This window comes from Pseudomonas sp. NFPP24 (assembly GCF_900112095.1).
In the GTDB taxonomy this organism is placed as follows: domain Bacteria; phylum Pseudomonadota; class Gammaproteobacteria; order Pseudomonadales; family Pseudomonadaceae; genus Aquipseudomonas; species Aquipseudomonas extremorientalis.
Genome location: NZ_FOKD01000001.1, coordinates 1 through 19,038, shown reverse-complemented (window position 1 = coordinate 19,038; position 19,038 = coordinate 1). Strand labels below are relative to the sequence as shown.

Below are 19,038 nucleotides of genomic sequence, written 5' to 3'. Positions count from 1 at the left end.
CGTCTTAGGCCGTTGTCCGGTGCCTCATTGCGCAATCCGTTTGCGATAAAGCCGCACGCCGATCAGCACAAAGGCGATCAGTCCCAGCACTGCGGCGCCGATCCAGCTCAGCATGTCGTAGCTGAGCAGCGGTTTTTCGATACGCCAGTAACCGGGCTGCTTGAACACTTCACGCATGGCCTGGTTGGTCTGGTCCAGGCTCACGGCCTTGATGCGCTTGGCCGGGTCACTGAAGTGGCCGTTGTTGTAATCGCCGGACGCGCTCCAGTAGTAGTCGGCCAAGGCGCTGTTGCCTTGCACGGCCCACGCCTGGCGCGCAATGGCAGCTTGTTGCAGTCGCGCAAATACCGCTGGGTCGAGGCCGTCCTTGAGCAGTCGGGCCTTGAGGTCCTGGAGTACGTGTTCCGCTTCGGGGAGGTTTTCCCGCTCTAAGTCGGCATTCAGGCTGAGGAAACCGACACCGCCGAGTACTTCGCGCTCGCTCCAGGGGCCGTAGGACAAACCGTGCTTGAGACGCAGTTGGCGGTACAGCGCCCAGTCGAGGTAATCCTTGAGCAGGTCGTAGGTTTCATCATGCCCCTCGTCCAGCATCGGTTCGGGAAATAACCAGTGCAATTTGGCGCTGTTGCCGACCCAGCCGTGGATCAACTCGCGATGGCTGGCAGCGGCGTGTTGTATTTCCGGCAGCGTCGGATGCTCAGTGGGGTCGACCGGGTCGAGTTGGCCGTAAGTGCGTTCCAGGTAGGCGGGCAGCAGTTTGTCGAGGTCGCCGACGATAATCAGGGTCATGTTGTTGGGGGCGTACCAGCGTGCGCGCAGGTTCTCCAGCTGGTCGCGGGTCAGGTGATCGACCTCGGCGCGCTCGGCGCATTTGAGCCCCAGTTCGACGGCCAATTGGTTGCTGGCGGTGTGGCCCAGGTCTTGGCGGTCCAACAGGCGTTGCAGGTGTGAGTAGTGGCCGCCGTCTTCGCGCTCCACTACCCGCTTGGCGGCGTTGATATTGGCGTCGGTCAGTTCGGTGCGGGTGATGATCGCCAGCAGCAGGTCCAGCACTTTGCGCTGGTTTTGCGCGGGCGCCTCGATCACAAAGGTGGTGTCGGCGTTGCTGGTGTAGGCATTCCACTCGCCGCCCAGGGCTTGCATACGGTCTTCCAGCTCGGCTTCGCCACCGCCGTCGATGCCGCTGAACAGCAAGTGTTCGAGCAGGTGCGGCAGCTCTTTGTCTGCGCAGTTGAAGTCATCCAGGCCTACACCGACCACCAGGCGGATCGCTACATGCCCGCGCTCGGTGCCCGGTTTGAGCAGTAATTGCAGGCCGTTGGGCAAGGTGTAGCCTTCGACTTGCAGGCGGTCAAAGGCAAAGGCGTGGGCAGATCCCATGAGCAGGCAAGCGAACAACAGGCGACGCATAACAAGCTTCCTGGCGAGTGAGGTCATTTTTAACTGACTTCACGGGCCACCGTACGTTCAGGGCGAATGTGTGATGTCGGCAATATCTTCGGCGGAGAGCGCGCCGGTGTCAGACGTTTCCAACACTACATAAGCACTGCTGCAAAACAACGAGTTCAGGCGTTTCATATCGGCAATCAGTTCCAGGTGCAGGGAGCTGGTCTCCAGGCTCTGGACGATCTTGCGCTGAAGGCGGCTGACATGGGCGTGGGCCAGGCGCCGCTCCTGGGCGCGGAAGCGGCGCTTCTCGCGCAGCAACTGGCGGGCGCTTTCCGGGTCGGCACTGAGGAACACCGACAATCCCAGGCGCAGGTTGGCGATCAGCTGGCTGTGCAGGCCGGTGAGTTCTTCCAGGCCCACTTCGGAGAACTGACGACGCTGGGAGGTTTTCTGCTGCTGGACTTTGCGCAGCATGCGTTCGATCAGGTCGCCGGCCAGTTTCAGGTTGATCGACAGTTCGATGATCTCGGCCCAGCGCCGATTGTCATGTTCACTGAGGTCTTCCCGGGGCATCTGGGCCAGGTAGAGTTTGATCGCGCTGTACAGCGCTTCGACATCATCGCTGAGGCTGCGCATTTCCTGAGTGATCGCGGTCTGCTTGCCGCGCAGCACTTCGAGCATGGCGGTGAGCATATTGTCGATCAGGTCGCCCAGGCGCAGGGTCTCGCGGGCAGCGTTGGCCAGTGCCAGGCTGGGTGTGGCCAGGGCGGCCAGGTCCAGATGGCGTGGTTTGGCCTTGCCGTTCACCTCTTCGCGCTCAGGCAGCAACCAGGCACACAAGCGGGCCATCGGGCCAATGGTCGGCAACAGGATCAGGCAACGGCTGACGTTGTAGAGCAGGTGGAAGGTGATGACCATGCCTTGCGCGCTGTAGTCCAGGCCATCCATCCAGCGTACGAGCGGGTCGAGCACCGGGATGATCAGCAGCAGGCCGATCAATTTGTACAACAGGCTGCCCAAGGCTACCTGGCGTCCGGCGGCGTTCTGCATGCTGGTGCTGAGGAACGCCAGCACGCCGCTGCCGATGTTGGCGCCGATCACCAGGCCGATGGCCACGTGCAGGCCGATCACACCGGCGCCGGCCAGGGTGGCCGTCAGCAGGACGGCGGCCAGGCTGGAATAGGAAATCATCGCGAACAAGGCGCCGACCAGAGCGTCGAGCAGGATGTCGCCGGTCAGCGACGCGAAGATGACTTTGACGCCCTGGGCGTGGGTAATCGGCCCGGCCGCTTCCACAATCAATTGCAGTGCGAGGATGATCAGCCCGAGGCCGATACCCACCCGGCCCAACTGCCCAGCCCGCGTCTGTTTGCGTGACAGGAAGAAGATCACCCCGAGAAAAATCAGCAGTGGCGACAGCCAGGACAAATCGAAGGTCAGTACCCGCGCCATCAGTGCTGTACCGACGTCGGCGCCGAGCATGGTCGCCAGGGCGGGCATCAGTCCCATCAGGCCTTGGCCGACAAAGGACGTGACCAGCATTGCCGTGGCGTTGCTGCTCTGCACCATGGCCGTCACCAGGATACCGGCGATAAACGCCAGCCAGCGCTTGGACATGTTCTGCCCGATGACTTGGCGCAAGTTGGAACCGTAGACCCGCAGGATGCCGGTACGGACGATATGCGTGCCCCAGATAAGCAGGGTCACGGCGGAAAGCAGATTGAGCAAGGTCAGCATGCTCGGCCCCCCGTGTGGGTGCGCTCGAAAATGAGCGAAGGAAAGTTGCCGCGTGCCGCTCTACGTCTTGTACTTAAGCTGTAGTTGGCGAATGCGCTCTGCGCCAGCATCGCATAGCTAAAGTGGGGATTGAAATAAAACTGTCATGAAATCAGCTTTTTGCGGATAAAAATAAGGGGCCTGTGCAGGCCCCTTAATTGTCTGGCTCGGGTTTATTGACCCGGAATGTCTTTGCGCAGTTTCACAGGATCCTGCTGTTTCTTCTTTTTCGCGATCGCGGTGCGCATCTTGATGTTCACCGCTTCCACCGCCAGCGAGAACGCCATGGCGAAGTAGACATAGCCTTTTGGCACATGCACATCGAAGGATTCGGCGATCAGCACGGTACCGACTACCAGCAGGAACGACAACGCGAGCATCTTCAACGACGGGTGCTTGTCGATGAATTCGCTGATGGTGCCGGCCGCCAGCATCATCACCAGCACCGCTACGACAATCGCCGCGACCATCACTGGCACGTGGGAGACCATGCCGACCGCAGTGATCACCGAGTCCAGGGAGAACACGATGTCGATGATCGCGATCTGGATGATGGTGTAGATGAACTTGCCACCGGCGCCCTTCGGCTCGTCGTGGGTTTCGTCTTCACCTTCCAGCGCGTGGTACATCTCCTGGGAGCTTTTCCACAGCAGGAACAGGCCACCGAAGAACAGGATCAGGTCGCGACCGGAGATGCCTTGGCCGAAGACCACGAACAGGTCGGCGGTCAGTTGCATCACCCAGGTGATCGACAACAGCAACAGGATGCGCGTGACCATGGCCAGGGCCAGGCCGAAGATCCGGGTGCGTGCCTGCATGTGCTTGGGCATGCGGCTGACCAGGATCGAAATCATGATGATGTTATCGATGCCCAGGACGATCTCGAGGGCCGTCAGGGTGAAGAAGGCAATCCAGATCTCCGGATTGGTCAGCCATTCCATGTGTATTCCTTTAAGCGAGTGTTAAACCGCGCAAGCTGCAGCGCCGCGCGGTTGGGTGTCTGGGATTATAGAGTGCTGAAAAGCGGAATAATCCCCATCAGCAAAGCGGCGACCATTATGCACAGGCATACCAGCACTGCCCACTTGAGGGTGAAGCGCTGGTGATCGCCAAATTCGATACCTGCCAAAGCGACCAACAGGTAGGTCGAGGGTACCAGTGGGCTCAACAGGTGCACGGGTTGTCCGACGATCGACGCACGTCCCATTTCTGCAGCCGTGATGCCGTAGTGGCTGGCGGCTTCGGCGAGTACGGGCAGCACGCCATAGTAGAACGCGTCGTTGGACATGAAGAAGGTGAACGGCATGCTCACCAGTGCGGTGATCACCGCCAGGTAAGGGCCCAATGCATCTGGGATGACCGCCAGCAGGCTCTTGGACATGGCATCGACCATGCCGGTGCCCGACAGGATGCCAGTGAAGATACCGGCCGCGAAGATCAGCCCAACCACCGCCAGTACGCTGCCGGAGTGGGCGGCGACACGGTCTTTCTGCATCTGCAGGCACGGGTAGTTGACGATCATCGCGATACTGAACGCCACCATGAACAGCACCGGCAGCGGCAGCAGGCCGGCGATCAGCGCGCACATCAGGGCGAAGGTCAGCGCGCCGTTGAACCAGATCAGTTTCGGGCGACGGGCGTCCGGGTATTGGGAGACGCTGATCTCGCTGTGGTCGATCTCATCGCCTTGCAGGTGCAGTTCGCCCAGACGTGCGCGCTCGCGCTTGCCGTACAGGTAGGCGATCGCCAGGATCGCGACCACACCGGCGGCCATCGCCGGGATCATCGGCACGAAAATGTCCGAAGGGTCCACATGCAATGCACTGGCGGCACGAGCGGTCGGACCACCCCAAGGGGTCATGTTCATCACGCCACCGGCGAGAATGATCAGACCAGCCATGATCCGTGGGCTCATGCCGATGCGCTGGTACAGCGGCAACATGGCGGCCACGCAGATCATGTAGGTGGTGGCGCCGTCACCGTCCAGGGACACGACCAGGGCCAGTACAGCGGTGCCGACCGAGACTTTCAGCGGGTCGCCCTTGACCATTTTGAGGATCTTGCGCACGGCCGGGTCGAACAGGCCGGAGTCGATCATCAGGGCGAAGTACAGAATGGCGAACATCAGCATCACGCCGGTCGGCGCAAGCTTGGTGATACCGGCCAGCATCATTGGGCCGATCTCGGGTGCGAAGCCACCGAACAGCGCGAACAGGATCGGCACGATGATCAGGGCGATCAGCGCGGACAGGCGCTTGGTCATGATCAGGAACATGAACGTGATGACCATGGCAAAGCCAAGGAACGTCAGCATAGGAATACTCCAGGCGTAGCGCGGCTAGGGAATGGCGAACCGGGTGGCGGTCAGCGCAGAACGAAAGGCACGAGGCGTACGGGTGGAGTTGGGGCGAACAGGCGGGTACGGGCGGACATCGGGAATCACCATTGTTGTTGTTAACAGCCGGTCTGTTGCCGGCAGTGGGGGCGATCCTAGACGGGTAAGCTTTCAGCCAGCTTTCGCTGAAAAAACAGGTGACGAAGGGAATGCACGCGGTCCCTGGATTTATGTAGATCAACATGTGGGAGGGGGCTTGCCCCCGATAGCAGGGTGCCAGTCACTGCATGCGCAGGCTGACACACCGCTATCGGGGGCAAGCCCCCTCCCACATTTGTCTATATTTTGCTTGAGGTTTTTAGGGCAGTTCGAGGCCGCCGGCGGCTTTGTGCAGCTTGCGCAAGTGTTCGCCCACCAGCTTGAGGTTGGCTTCACAGGCGGCAATCTCGGCTGAGCGGGAAGGCTCCAGCAGTGCCCTCACCTCTTTATCCAGTTCGCCGGTCAGCGATTGCAGCTGCTTCTGGCGCTCGGCGCTTTCCGATTCCAGGCGCGTGGCTTCCGAAGGTTGCGGCAAGCCATAGCCGCCGCTGCCGAGCAGTTCCGCCGGGCGACTGAGGAAACCGCTGTTGGCAAGGATCTGTTGCAGCGTGGCATTGGCTTTTTCCATGCCACCGTTTTTCAGCTCGCGGGCGCCGAGGTAGCGTTGTTTGACTTCGTCTTGGGCCAGCATCAACTGCTTGCGAAAGCTCGCCTGCTCCAGCAGCAGCAACGCGGCGCTGGTGCGCAGATCGGCCTGGTCGAACCACTGGCGACGCTCCTCGGCGCTCAGGGATAGCCAGTCTTCGACCTGGGTCTGTTTGATCGGCAGGTGTTTGCGCAGCACGTCGAACATGGCTTGGTAGCGTTCGCGGAAGGAGTCGAAGTGATAACCCAGGCGCAATGCCCTGCGTTTGTCATCCAGCACACTGGTGTCGGCCAGGCCGCGTGCGCTCAGCACCTCGAGCAAGCCATTGGGGGTGATGTTGTCCAGGCCGGTCAATTGCGGGTTGGCGCTGCCGCTGCGTAGCAGTTTCAGGCTTTCCACCGCACAGTTGTTGGAGATGAAGAAGTAGTTGCCGTCGTAGCTCCAATGCATTTCGGCGGCATGCTCGACGGTATCGTTGATTTCCTGGCGGGTCAGTTTCAACGGCACCGAGGCCAGCCCGCGCAGCTCGGTCTTGGTGTATTCATCGATCACTTGCGCCAGCGGCAGCACGAACAGGCGCGAGGGGTACTTGCCGACCAGGCCGTCCCAACTCGACAGCTGTACGTCACCGACGAACGCGCGATAGGAAAGAACCAGATGCTGGTCCAGGTCCAGCCGGCAATCCGGCCCACGCGGGCGCCCCGGTGCGCAGATCACCAGGCGCAGCATGCTGTGGCCCCAACGGCTGACCAGGTTCTGGTTGGCTTCGGCCAGCAGGTAGTCGATCTCGTAGACGCGCTCCGGGTCCACATGCCCCAGCGGTGTCTTGGCAAAATCGTTACCGGCATTTAGGAAGGCGTAGGTGCTGGCGCAGGTGTCTTGTTGCGGCGGGGCCCAGCCGAAGTGTTCCTTGTAATAGCGGAACAGCGCGGGACGGCGGCAGGCGTAGCCAGGGTCGAGGAGGAAATACTCCATGTTGACCGCGACGAACTCCAGCGGGCTGGTGGTTTCGTAAATGTCCGGGCTGCGAGCCACCTGATGGTTGTGCTGTTCACGCTCGCCACGGCGCCCGACGTATTGCGGCCAACCGGCCAGGTCCAGCAGGCGTGGATCATCGCTCAGGGTAAAGCGCCGGCCATTCTGGCCACGGCATTGATCAGGCAGGCCGATCAGGCCGGTGAGGTTGTTCTGGCGGCTGCAGCGATTGATCAGCGTGCGGTCTTCTTTGGACCACAGGCGCGCACGGTCATAGATGTGGGTCAGTTCATGCAGCACCGTGGCGAGCATTTCCCGGCGCACAGTGCCGTGGGGGCGATTGGTTTTCTGGGTGGCGGCGCTACCGTCGGTCAGGCTGGCCAGCAGGTTACTGTTGAGGTCCAGCTCGGACACGAGCGAGGCTTGCCCGTAGGCGTTCTCGGGCATCTTGTCGGTCCAGCCGACATCAATGCGCCGGTCCAACTGCTCGACGAAGCGTGGCGGCAGGGAACGCATCGCTTCGTCGAGCAACGCCTGGCTGGCCTGTTGTTCAGCCGGGCTCAGACCTTCGGTCTTGAGTCGCAGCTGCAGGCTGGCCTGGGCTGCGCTGGCGCACAGCAGCACTGCCCCGGCCAGGAGCCAGGCGACGATTCGCCTCACAGTGCGAGGATGGCTTCGGCGAGGGTCTGGTCGCTGGCGTCGCGGGCTTCCGGCAGGCGTGTGCGCAGGGTGTCGAAGGCGGCCTCAAGGTGGGCGCCACGGATCTCGCCATTGCTGGCGACGAAACTGGCGGCGTCATCGTGGGCTTCGCGCACGACTTTGGAGTCGCGGATGGAGGTGGTGGTGTCCGAGGTGAAATCAATGGTGCGGCCGGAGGCGCGAACAATGATGTTACTGGTGGCCACCAGCGTATGCGCCTGGGCGATGTCGGCCAACAACAGCAGGCCCAGGGTGGCAGCAATCAGCGGGCTACGCATGGAATGACTCCAAAAAATAAGGATGATTATTGGACGAGAATTGCCTGCGCCAGTTCAAGGTCGCTGGCGTTAAGTTTTGGTTGGCTGCGGCGCAGATAATCCAGTGCCGACTCCAGCCGCGCGCCCCGCCATTGGCCGTCAGTGGCGATAAACGCAGCGGCGTCATCCTGGGCGGCCATTATCACTTTTCTGTCGAAGGGTGCGGAGGTCACCTTGCTGGTGACATACGCGCTCACGACGGTGCTCTGGGTGGTGAGGTCAAAGGCTGAAGCCATCGGCGACCAAGCGAACGAAAACAACGCAGGGACGATTAAAAGGCGGTATGAAAAAACCATGGCACTCGACAACTGAAAACGAGCGCCAAGGCTAGCGCAATGCCCGGGCGAGAGCCAGCGCTCGGGCGTCCGCCTTGTCGTCAGATGGCCAGGATGGCTTGGGCCAGTTGTGCGTCAGTGGCAGTGTTCAATTGCGGCGCCTGCTGGCGGATCTGGGCCAGGGCGCTTTCCAGCTTCACGCCACGGATGGCGCCTTCGCTGGCGACAAAGCTGGCAGCGTCGTCACGGGCTGCACGCACGACCTTGTTGTCACGTAGAGAGGACGTGGCATCGGAGGTGGCGTCGGAAGTGGCCTTCAACGCGCCGACGATGGAGTCGGTGGTCACGATGAAGCTGCTCGCGTTGGCGTTGGCAGCCAGGGCCAACAGGGTGGCAGCACTCAGTAGGCGAAGACGGGACATGGGATGACTCCAGTAGATGAACGGATAAGGTGGCGCAGGGCAGCCATTGGGGATCAGACGCCTGTACTACGCGGTTCGCCACGTGGTGACTGGATATTAAGCCGCCGCTTATCCGTTCGGGAAGCGCCTTGACTGCCTAGTCACGCCAGAACGGCTTGGACAGCTCGGCCATTCGGTCGCCCTGGCTGATGCCGACGTCGGAGAGCTCCCGGGTATCAAGCTGCGACAATTGGCGTCGTTCATAAGCGTGGCGTAGCCATTTAGCCAGGATGGAGGCTGCCTGGCGTGGCAGTCGCTTATAAAGGGGGGGTGACGTATCCATGGTGAGTACCTTTCATGAGGTCTTGGAACACCATGTTGGCTGGCGGCGTCCGACCGATACAGATACACCAATATTAAATTGTACTGCTTAACTGTTATATTTTTTTTAACTGTACCTATTGCTGCGCTAGGCTTCTGTTTTCCGTTAAAAATCCGAATCCCGGAAACAACAAAGCCCGCCTCCGGTTTCCCGGGGCGGGCTTTGTTTTGACAAATCAGGTTGCTGGCAGTGGACCCGTCAGGTCAGGGCCAGCGAGCGCTGAATCAGCGCCAGAACGGCTTGCTCAGCTCTTCGTAGCGTTGAGCTTCGCTGATACCTGCGTCAGCCAGCAGACGCGAATCCAGACGAGCCAGCTGGTGGCGGCTGGAGATGCGGCGCTGCCACAACATCAGGTTGGCGATAACGCGCAGAGGCAGGGAGGCCTGGGTGTTTACAGCTTTTTCGTCGAAGAACAGTTCGGAACTGAGTGTACGTTCCATGATGACATCCTTCCGCTTGTGGCGGGATTAGGTAGTGGTTTAACTGATGCCAATGATCCTCTTCCGGCGCAACACTCTCTAGATACAGTTCACCTGTATTGTGAGGGGCCAGTTAACTGTTTATAGCTGCTGTACTGTACGTAAATGGGGCAACTGTACCTGTCCGCACTGAAATAGTGCGAAATAGGTATTTTCGGTGAGGTTCGTAGGATATTTCGGTAGGAAATGACCGGTACAGCAGTACAGTTTTATCAATAAGTCGGGGCGAATCCATCGAGCTGATGAAACTGTATTTGCATCAGCTCGGATCTGTATCAATCACGCCTTGAGCATGTGCCCGGTTTCTTCCAGGTTGATGTGCCAGCTCAGTGCTTCGCGCAGGATGTGCGGGGTATGCCCGCCGATGGCGCAGGCGGCATCGAAGTAACTGTTGAGGGCATCTCGGTAGGCCGGGTGCACGCAGTTGTCGATGATTACCCTGGCCCGCTCCCGTGGCGCCAGGCCACGCAGGTCGGCCAGGCCAATCTCGGTCACCAGGATGTCGACGTCATGCTCGGTGTGGTCCACGTGGCTGACCATTGGCACCACGCTGGAAATTGCGCCCCCCTTGGCAATCGACTTGGTGACGAAGATCGCCAAGTGCGCATTGCGCGCGAAATCCCCGGAGCCACCAATGCCGTTCATCATCCGTGTACCGCAGACATGGGTGGAGTTGACGTTGCCGTAGATATCGAATTCCAGCGCGGTGTTGATGCCGATAATGCCCAGGCGCCGCACCACTTCAGGGTGGTTGGAGATCTCCTGCGGGCGCAGTACCAGCTTGTCCTTATAGTGTTCCAGGTTGCCGAACACGTCGGCGTTGCGTCGCTCCGACAAGGTGATCGAGCTGCCCGAGGCGAAACTGAGCTTGCCGGCGTCGATCAGGTCGAAGGTCGAATCCTGCAACACTTCCGAATACATGGTCAGGTCTTCGAACGGCGACTCGATCAAGCCGCACATCACCGCGTTGGCAATGTTGCCGATACCGGCCTGCAGCGGGCCGAGCTTGTTGGTCATGCGGCCGGCGTCGACTTCCTGCTTGAGGAAGTTGATCAGGTGATTGGCGATGCCTTGGGTGTCGCTGTCGGGCGGCGTCACCGTGGAGGCGGAGTCGGCCTGGTTGGTGATCACGATGGCGACGATCTTTTCCGGTGGGATCGGGATCGCGGTGCTGCCGATACGGTCATCAACTTTGACCAGCGGGATCGGCGTTCGCGTCGGCCGGTAGGTCGGGATATAGATGTCGTGCAACCCTTCCAGGTTCGGGTTGTGCGCCAGGTTGATTTCGACGATCACCTGTTTGGCAAAAATCGCGAAGCTGGCCGAGTTGCCCACAGACGTGGTGGGCACGATATGCCCTTGTTCAGTGATCGCCACCGCTTCAATCACCGCGATGTCCGGCAACTTGAGTTGGTTGTTGCGCAGTTGTTCGACGGTTTCCGACAAGTGCTGGTCGATGAACATCACTTCACCGGCGTTGATTGCCTTACGCAGGGTGCTGTCGACCTGGAAAGGCATGCGTCGTGACAGTACGCCCGCTTCGGTCAGTTGCTTGTCCAGGTCATTGCCCAGGCTGGCGCCGGTCATCAGGGTGATTTTCAGCGGCGACGTCTTGGCGCGTTCGGCCAGGGCGTGGGGGACGGCCTTGGCTTCACCCGCACGGGTGAAGCCACTCATGCCGACGGTCATGCCGTCCTCGATCAGTGCGGCGGCGTCTGCCGCGCTCATGACCTTGTTCAACAACGAAGGCAAGCGGATGCGATCACGGTACATGGATTCTTATCTCAGGCTGCGGAAGCAAGGTGCGCAGTTTAGTGATTTCAAAAAATTTCGGCCCGCTACCATGGTCGAATGCCAGGCAGCGATTTAGAGCCTTTGGTCGGGTTTCATGCAGTAATAAAAAACCCCAGCCTATCGCAGGCCGGGGTTTCGAGTATTGCGCTGAGGCAGTGTTACTCGACGGCTTTGACCATGTCTTCGATGACCTTCTTGGCATCACCGAAGACCATCATGGTCTTGTCCAGGTAGAACAGTTCGTTATCCAGCCCAGCATAGCCACTGGCCATCGAGCGCTTGTTGACGATGATGGTCTTGGCTTTGAACGCTTCGAGGATCGGCATGCCGGCAATCGGCGAGTTCGGGTCGTTCTTGGCGGCCGGGTTGACCACGTCGTTCGCGCCCAACACCAGCACCACGTCGGCTTGGCCGAACTCGGAGTTGATGTCTTCCATCTCGAACACCTGGTCGTAAGGCACTTCGGCCTCCGCCAACAGGACGTTCATGTGTCCAGGCATGCGGCCTGCCACTGGGTGGATCGCATATTTAACGGTGACGCCGTGGTGGGTCAGCTTCTCGGTCAGTTCTTTGAGCGCGTGTTGCGCCCGCGCCACCGCCAGGCCATAGCCCGGGACGATGATCACGGTGTCGGCGTTGGTCAGCAGGAAGGTCGCATCGTCCGCAGAGCCGGACTTTACCGGACGTGCTTCTTTTGAGCCCGTTGCTGCACCCGCATCCGGCGCATTGCCGAAACCGCCGAGCAGTACGTTAAAGAAGGAACGGTTCATCGCCTTGCACATGATGTAAGACAGGATCGCGCCGCTGGAGCCCACCAGGGAGCCGGCGATGATCAGCATCGAGTTGTTCAGCGAGAAACCGATGCCCGCCGCCGCCCAGCCGGAGTAGCTATTGAGCATCGAGACAACCACGGGCATGTCCGCGCCGCCAATCGGGATGATGATCAGCACGCCGAGCACGAAGGCCAGGGCCAGCATCAACGCGAAGGCGGTGAGGTTGCCGGTGAACATAAACGCCAGGCCCAGGCCAAGTGTCAGCAGGCCGAGCACCAGATTCAACTTGTGTTGGCCGCCGAACTGTACCGGTGCACCCTGGAACAGGCGGAACTTGTACTTGCCCGACAGCTTGCCGAACGCAATCACCGAACCGGAGAAGGTGATGGCACCGATGGCTGCGCCAAGAAACAGTTCCAGGCGGTTACCGGCAGGGATCGAATCGCCCAGGTGTTTGACGATGCCCAGTGATTGCGGCTCGACTACGGCGGCAATGGCGATGAACACTGCAGCCAGGCCGATCATGCTGTGCATGAAGGCGACCAGTTCGGGCATCTTGGTCATTTCCACGCGCTTGGCCATGATCGAGCCGGCGGTGCCGCCGATCAGCAGGCCGACAATCACGTAGCCGATACCAGCAGTGGCGAGTTCAGCGCCGAGCTTATAGATGAGGCCCACGGTCGTGAGTACCGCCAGCGCCATGCCGAGCATGCCGAAAAGGTTGCCGCGTCGCGAAGTGGTCGGGTGTGACAGGCCTTTAAGGGCCTGGATAAAGCAGATCGACGCGATCAAGTAGAGCGTCGTAACCAGATTCATGCTCATTACTTAGGCGCCTCTTCTTTTGCTTTCGGGGCTTTCTTTTTGAACATCTCGAGCATGCGGCGCGTCACCAGGAAACCGCCGAACACGTTCACTGCTGCCAAGGCCACGGCCAGGGTGCCCATGGTCTTGCCCAGGGGCGTCACGGTGAGTGCGGCGGCGAGCATGGCGCCGACGATCACAATCGCCGAAATCGCGTTGGTCACCGCCATCAGCGGCGTGTGCAGTGCGGGTGTGACGTTCCAGACCACGTGGTAACCGACATAAATCGCCAGCACAAAGATGATCAGGTTGTAGATACCGGGGGAGATAAGCTCTTCCATCGTCTGAATCCCTGCTTAGGCGTTTTTACGGATGACTTGGCCGTCGCGGCACATCAGGCACGCGGCGACGATGTCGTCTTCGAGGTTGATTTCAAACTGCCCTTCCTTGGTGAAGACCAGCTTCAGGAAGTCCAGCAGGTTGCGCGCATACAAGGCTGACGCGTCGGCAGCGACGGCACCGGCCAGGTTGGTCGGGCCGCAGATGATCACGCCATTTTCCACTACTACTTGGTCGGCGACGGTCAGCGGGCAATTGCCGCCTTGGGCGGCCGCGAGATCGATCACCACGGAGCCGGGCTTCATCTGTGCCACGGTTTCAGCGCTGAGCAACGTCGGAGCTTTACGGCCTGGGATGAGGGCGGTGGTGATGACGATGTCAGCTTGCTTGGCGCGTTCGTGCACAGCCAGGGCCTGGCGTTGCATCCAACTGGTGGGCATCGGGCGAGCGTAACCGCCGACGCCGACGGCGCATTCGCGTTCTTCGTCGGTTTCGTAAGGCACGTCGACGAACTTGGCACCGAGAGACTCGATCTGCTCTTTTACGGCCGGGCGTACGTCGGACGCTTCGATGACGGCACCCAGGCGTTTCGCTGTGGCGATGGCCTGCAAGCCCGCCACTCCGGCGCCGAGGATCAGCACGCGAGCAGCCTTGACGGTGCCCGCAGCGGTCATCAGCATCGGCATGAAGCGCGGATAGTGATGAGCGGCGAGCAGTACCGCCTTATAGCCGGCGATGTTGGCCTGGGAGGACAGCACGTCCAGGCTCTGGGCCCGCGAGGTGCGCGGTGCAGCTTCCAGGGCGAAGGCTGTAATACCGCGCTCGGCCAACTTGGCAATGGTTTCGTTGCTGAACGGATTGAGCATGCCGACCAACACGGTGCCACTTTTGATCAGCGTCAGTTCGCTGTCGCTGGGGGCTACCACCTTGAGAATCAGCTCTGCGCCAAACGCATCGTTGGCACTGCCAATGGTCGCGCCTGCCGTTTCATACGCACTGTCGACGATGCTGGCCTTGATGCCTGCTCCGCTTTGTACAGTGACCTTATGGCCCTGGCCGATCAGCTTCTTGATGGTTTCCGGGGTGGCAGCCACCCGCGTTTCACCGGTATGGGTTTCGAGAGGAACACCAATGTGCACGTCAAATCTCCTGCATGATCTTTTTGCTTTTGATCTTTTTGTAAAAAGGCCAGTGCACCGCGAGTGGCGCAACTGGGGCGGCCGATCAGCACGATCCCGCTGAAATGACAGCGGGGCGCGGCATTTTGCAGGCGAACTTTACGGCCTTCAAGGGATTATGACGGGTGACGAAAAATTAACTACAAGTCACCCTGTGACTGATTGTCGCAATGCACTGAATTAAGCTGTTCAAATACATAGGCTTAAAGGGTTTCGCACGCTTTTCCAATATTTTTGCATGGTTGGTGTGAATGGTCGGCCATTGGCTTGCAATAGTCGCTATAAGCCACGTAATTAATGGCTTTCAGCTGTATTTTTACCTTTGAGATACGGTCTGTTTAAATGCGACATATATATACATCTGTAGGACTGTAAGTTGATTGACTACAAAGTCAGCAATGTTGTTTTAGCCTTTAAACATTGGAGCTGTAGCGTTGCGACTGGTCGATGAGCCAGTCTCTGAACGCGTGCAACGAAGCGGATTCGATTTTTCTGTCGGGAATCATCAGGTAATAAGCCTTCGTACTGCTCAGCGCCTCGGGGCTTGCTATCACCAATTGGCCATCGTTCAGTTCACGCTGGATAAGGAACGGGGGGATCAGCGCGATCCCCATGTCATGCATGGCCGCTTGGGACAACATCGAGAATAGCTCGTAACGGGGGCCTGTCATGTCGCGTGGGATGTTCAGATGTTGGGCGTTGAACCATTGGCGCCAGGCGTAGGGTCGTGTGGTTTGCTGCAGAAGCGGCAGTTCTGCAATCGCCTGGGCGCTGAACTGCGCACGGTCACCCAATAGTCGAGGGCTGCATACGGGTACAGGATTTTCGCCCATCAGCCGGTGGGATTCGGTACCGGACCAGTCGGCGTCGCCAAAGTAGATGGCGGCGTCGAACTCTGTGTCGGCAAACAGGAAAGGTCGGGTTCGATTCGTGAGGTTGACCGTGACCTCGGGGTGCTGGCGTTGGAAATCCTTGAGGCGAGGTATCAACCATTGAGTGCCAAACGTCGGGACTACGGCCAGTTCGATGGTGTTGGCGCCCTGCTGGCCCATGACGGAAAGCGTATCGCGCTCCACCGCATCCAGTTGCGTCGCCACGCGACGGCTATACGACAGCCCCGCCTCTGTCAGCTTTACCCCGCGCCGTGAACGGCGAAACAGCTCGACACTTAAAAACTCCTCGAGACTGGCGATCTGTCGACAGATAGCGCCTTGAGTGATCGAAAGCTCCTGCGCAGCCTTGGTGAAGCTCTCGTGGCGGGCTGCCGCTTCAAAACTGACCAAAGCGGTGGTACTGGGAATTTTCCTGCGCATATACCGTGTCCTCACTTGCTAGGGCGCATATACGCCATTTTTGGCTGCTTCGAAGTGAGAAATTAGCACAACCCTATGCGGAAACCTCGTTTGCCCTACGCGCATGGCGGGCCTACGCTGGCTCCACGACTTCCGATTTCTTCCGCGAGGGCTTATTCATGGCTGGCAAGGCAAGCTTCAACTGGATCGATCCACTGCTGCTGGATCAGCAGCTCACCGAAGAAGAACGCATGGTGCGCGACAGTGCTGAGCAATTTGCTCAGGACAAGTTGGCGCCGCGTGTGCTCGAAGCCTTCCGCCATGAAAAGACAGACCCTGCAATTTTCCGCGAGATGGGCGAGACGGGCCTGCTCGGCGCGATGATTCCCGAGCAGTACGGTGGCAGTGGCTTGAATTACGTCAGCTATGGGTTGATCGCACGCGAAGTGGAACGTGTTGACTCGGGCTATCGTTCGATGATGAGTGTACAGTCGTCGCTGGTCATGGTGCCGATCAATGAATTCGGCACTGAGGCGCAGAAGCAGAAGTACCTGCCCAAGTTGGCCTCTGGCGAGTGGATCGGTTGTTTTGGTCTGACAGAGCCTAACCACGGTTCCGACCCGGGGGCGATGATTACTCGCGCACGCAAGGTGGAAGGTGGCTACAGCCTGACGGGCGCAAAGATGTGGATCACCAATAGCCCGATCGCGGATGTGTTTGTTGTGTGGGGCAAGGACGATGCTGGCGATATCCGTGGCTTTGTCTTGGAGAAAGGCTGGAAGGGCTTGAGCGCTCCGGCGATTCACGGCAAGGTCGGGCTGCGCGCCTCCATCACCGGTGAAATCGTGATGGACAACGTGTTCGTGCCGCAAGAGAACATCTTTCCGGATGTGCGTGGCTTGAAGGGGCCTTTCACATGCTTGAACTCTGCACGCTATGGCATCTCCTGGGGGGCGTTGGGGGCTGCCGAGTTTTGCTGGCATACCGCTCGCCAATACACGCTTGATCGCCATCAGTTCGGCCGTCCACTGGCGGCAACTCAGTTGATCCAGAAGAAGCTGGCAGACATGCAGACCGAGATTACTCTGGCTCTGCAGGGTTGCCTGCGTCTGGGGCGCATGAAGGATGAAGGCACGGCGGCGGTTGAGATCACTTCGATCATGAAGCGTAACTCGTGCGGCAAATCCCTGGACATTGCACGGATGGCCCGGGACATGTTGGGTGGCAATGGGATTTCCGATGAGTTCGGAGTGGCGCGTCATCTGGTCAACCTCGAGGTGGTCAACACCTACGAGGGCACTCATGACGTGCATGCCTTGATTCTGGGGCGTGCGCAAACCGGTCTTCAGGCGTTCTATTAATAGGAGCACGGCATGGGCGCGCTTTCGCACCTGCGGGTGCTGGATTTATCTCGAGTACTGGCGGGCCCCTGGGCCGGGCAGATCCTTGCGGACCTTGGGGCTGAGGTGATCAAGGTCGAGCGGCCGGGTAGCGGCGACGATACGCGCGCCTGGGGGCCACCCTTCCTCAAGGATGCCTATGGTGAGAACACCAGTGAGGCGGCGTATTACCTGTCGGCCAATCGCAATAAGGAGTCGGTGACAATTGACTTCACGCGGCCGGAGGGTCAGGCGCTGGTGCGTGAGCTGGCGGCCAAGTCGGACATCCTGATCGAGAACTTCAAGGTGGGTGGTCTCGCGGCTTACGGACTGGACTATGAATCGCTCAAGGAGATCAACCCGGAGCTGATCTACTGCTCGATTACAGGTTTTGGGCAAACAGGGCCCTATGCGGCGCGTGCTGGTTATGACTTCATGATTCAGGGCTTGGGCGGGCTTATGAGTCTGACTGGCCGTCCAGAGGGAGAAGAGGGGGCTGGGCCGGTGAAGGTTGGCGTAGCGCTGACGGACATTCTCACGGGGCTTTACTCGACCGTGGCGATACTGGCGGCACTGGCTCATCGGGATCATGACGGTGGCGGGCAACATATCGATATGGCATTGCTGGATGTACAGGTGGCATGCCTGGCCAACCAGGCGATGAATTACCTGACGACAGGTGTGCCACCAAAGCGCCTGGGGAACGCCCATCCGAATATCGTGCCTTATCAGGACTTTCCCACAGCCGATGGCGACTTCATCCTGACGGTGGGTAATGACGGGCAGTTCCGCAAGTTTGCCGAAGTGGCTGGGCAGCCACAGTGGGCAGATGATCCACGCTTTTCTACTAATAAGGTGCGGGTGGCCAATCGGGCAGAGCTGATTCCTCTGATACGTCAGGCTACGGTGTTCAAGACGACGGCGCAGTGGGTCTCGCAGCTGGAGCGGGTGGGGGTGCCTTGTGGGCCTATCAATGACCTGGCGCAGGTGTTTGCCGATCCTCAGGTGAAGGCGCGTGGGCTGGCGATGGCGCTGCCTCATTCGTTGGCAGGGATGGTGCCTCAGGTTGCCAACCCGATACGGTTGTCCAAGACGCCGGTGGAGTATCGTAGTGCGCCTCCTCTGCTGGGAGAGCATACGGCCAAGGTGCTTCAGGAAGTATTGGGGCTGGGGGTGGCGAATGTGGTCGCATTGAAGGCTGCGGGCGTCATCTGAATTCTTTCTTCTATATAGAGAGCATTAGCGGCGCTTTATTGGTGGTTTTTTAATCAACTCTAACTAATTGATAGAAAAGCAAAATTAAGGGTTGACGGCAGATCCTGGAAGTCTATAATTCGCCCCACTTCCGGCGCAGTCGAAACGGAAAACTCCTTGGTAAACAAAGAGTTATGCAGAATTCGACAGCGACTTGCTTCAGTTCATCGAAGCCCAGAAGGAGTTGATAGGGCAGTGTTGTCTGGCTCTATTAACGTTTCGATCCTCTCGGTCGAAAGCGGAGAAAAAGAGGTGTTGACAGCAGCGTGTAACGCTGTAGAATTCGCCTCCCGCTAACGAGAGATCGGAAGCGCAAGTGGTTGAAGTTGTTGAAGAAATCTTCGAAAACTTCTGAAAATAATCACTTGACAGCAAATGAGGCTGCTGTAGAATGCGCGCCTCGGTTGAGACGAAAGATCTTAACCAACCGCTCTTTAACAACTGAATCAAGCAATTCGTGTGGGTGCTTGTGGAGTCAGACTGATAGTCAACAAGATTATCAGCATCACAAGTTA

General features: G+C 59.2%; 17 protein-coding genes. 2 read left to right on the top strand and 15 right to left on the bottom strand.

The window, feature by feature from the left end:
* Positions 1-24: 24 nt before the first annotated feature.
* The 15 genes from BM026_RS00090 to BM026_RS00020 form a co-directional block, all read right to left on the bottom strand.
* The gene (locus BM026_RS00090; RefSeq protein WP_092241397.1) at positions 25-1,410 is read right to left on the bottom strand and encodes a M16 family metallopeptidase; all 1,386 of its coding nucleotides are present in this window, start codon (positions 1,408-1,410) and stop codon (positions 25-27) included.
* A 57-nt stretch (positions 1,411-1,467) separates the two neighbouring features.
* Positions 1,468-3,126, bottom strand: coding sequence for a Na/Pi cotransporter family protein (locus BM026_RS00085; protein WP_058424447.1), 1,659 nt, complete (start codon positions 3,124-3,126; stop codon positions 1,468-1,470).
* Positions 3,127-3,338: 212 nt separating this feature from the next.
* The gene (locus BM026_RS00080) at positions 3,339-4,106 is read right to left on the bottom strand and encodes a TerC family protein (RefSeq protein ID WP_014716354.1); all 768 of its coding nucleotides are present in this window, start codon (positions 4,104-4,106) and stop codon (positions 3,339-3,341) included.
* 65 nt (positions 4,107-4,171) lie between these two features.
* Entirely contained in the window at positions 4,172-5,479 is a 1,308-nt protein-coding gene (locus tag BM026_RS00075) for a CitMHS family transporter (RefSeq protein ID WP_071490963.1), read from the bottom strand.
* Between the two features lie 379 nt (positions 5,480-5,858).
* The gene (locus BM026_RS00070; RefSeq protein ID WP_092250856.1) at positions 5,859-7,820 is read right to left on the bottom strand and encodes a DUF7844 domain-containing protein; all 1,962 of its coding nucleotides are present in this window, start codon (positions 7,818-7,820) and stop codon (positions 5,859-5,861) included.
* Complete coding sequence (locus BM026_RS00065; protein WP_058424449.1) at positions 7,817-8,137, bottom strand: DUF2388 domain-containing protein; 321 nt, start codon at positions 8,135-8,137, stop codon at positions 7,817-7,819. Before BM026_RS00065 ends, BM026_RS00070 begins: the two co-directional genes overlap by 4 nt.
* Positions 8,138-8,163: 26 nt before the next feature.
* On the bottom strand, positions 8,164-8,472 hold the full coding sequence (locus tag BM026_RS00060; RefSeq protein ID WP_092250853.1) for a DUF2388 domain-containing protein: 309 nt from the start codon (positions 8,470-8,472) through the stop codon (positions 8,164-8,166).
* Between the two features lie 80 nt (positions 8,473-8,552).
* Positions 8,553-8,873, bottom strand: a complete 321-nt coding sequence (locus BM026_RS00055) for a DUF2388 domain-containing protein (protein WP_071490967.1) — start codon at positions 8,871-8,873, stop codon at positions 8,553-8,555.
* Positions 8,874-9,009: 136 nt separating this feature from the next.
* Entirely contained in the window at positions 9,010-9,195 is a 186-nt protein-coding gene (locus BM026_RS00050) for a DUF1127 domain-containing protein (protein WP_092250850.1), read from the bottom strand.
* Between the two features lie 263 nt (positions 9,196-9,458).
* Positions 9,459-9,674, bottom strand: coding sequence for a DUF1127 domain-containing protein (locus BM026_RS00045; protein WP_093527055.1), 216 nt, complete (start codon positions 9,672-9,674; stop codon positions 9,459-9,461).
* Between the two features lie 318 nt (positions 9,675-9,992).
* Positions 9,993-11,486 (bottom strand): acetyl-CoA hydrolase/transferase family protein, encoded by a 1,494-nt coding sequence (locus tag BM026_RS00040; protein WP_092250847.1) that lies wholly within the window; start codon positions 11,484-11,486, stop codon positions 9,993-9,995.
* A gap of 179 nt (positions 11,487-11,665) precedes the next feature.
* The gene (locus BM026_RS00035) at positions 11,666-13,102 is read right to left on the bottom strand and encodes an NAD(P)(+) transhydrogenase (Re/Si-specific) subunit beta (protein WP_071490970.1); all 1,437 of its coding nucleotides are present in this window, start codon (positions 13,100-13,102) and stop codon (positions 11,666-11,668) included.
* Positions 13,102-13,422, bottom strand: coding sequence for an NAD(P) transhydrogenase subunit alpha part 2 (locus BM026_RS00030; RefSeq protein WP_003220416.1), 321 nt, complete (start codon positions 13,420-13,422; stop codon positions 13,102-13,104). Before BM026_RS00030 ends, BM026_RS00035 begins: the two co-directional genes overlap by 1 nt.
* 15 nt (positions 13,423-13,437) lie before the next feature.
* Positions 13,438-14,559, bottom strand: coding sequence for a Re/Si-specific NAD(P)(+) transhydrogenase subunit alpha (locus tag BM026_RS00025; RefSeq protein WP_092250844.1), 1,122 nt, complete (start codon positions 14,557-14,559; stop codon positions 13,438-13,440).
* Positions 14,560-15,011: 452 nt separating this feature from the next.
* The gene (locus BM026_RS00020; RefSeq protein ID WP_093514284.1) at positions 15,012-15,911 is read right to left on the bottom strand and encodes a LysR family transcriptional regulator; all 900 of its coding nucleotides are present in this window, start codon (positions 15,909-15,911) and stop codon (positions 15,012-15,014) included.
* Between the two features lie 158 nt (positions 15,912-16,069).
* Between BM026_RS00020 and BM026_RS00015 the strand changes: the two genes are divergently transcribed.
* Both BM026_RS00015 and BM026_RS00010 read left to right on the top strand, forming a co-directional pair.
* The gene (locus tag BM026_RS00015; protein ID WP_093120099.1) at positions 16,070-17,251 is read left to right on the top strand and encodes an acyl-CoA dehydrogenase; all 1,182 of its coding nucleotides are present in this window, start codon (positions 16,070-16,072) and stop codon (positions 17,249-17,251) included.
* A gap of 12 nt (positions 17,252-17,263) precedes the next feature.
* Positions 17,264-18,484: a CaiB/BaiF CoA transferase family protein gene (locus tag BM026_RS00010; RefSeq protein WP_093527053.1), complete on the top strand. Its 1,221-nt coding sequence runs from the start codon at positions 17,264-17,266 to the stop codon at positions 18,482-18,484.
* Positions 18,485-19,038: the final 554 nt, after the last annotated feature.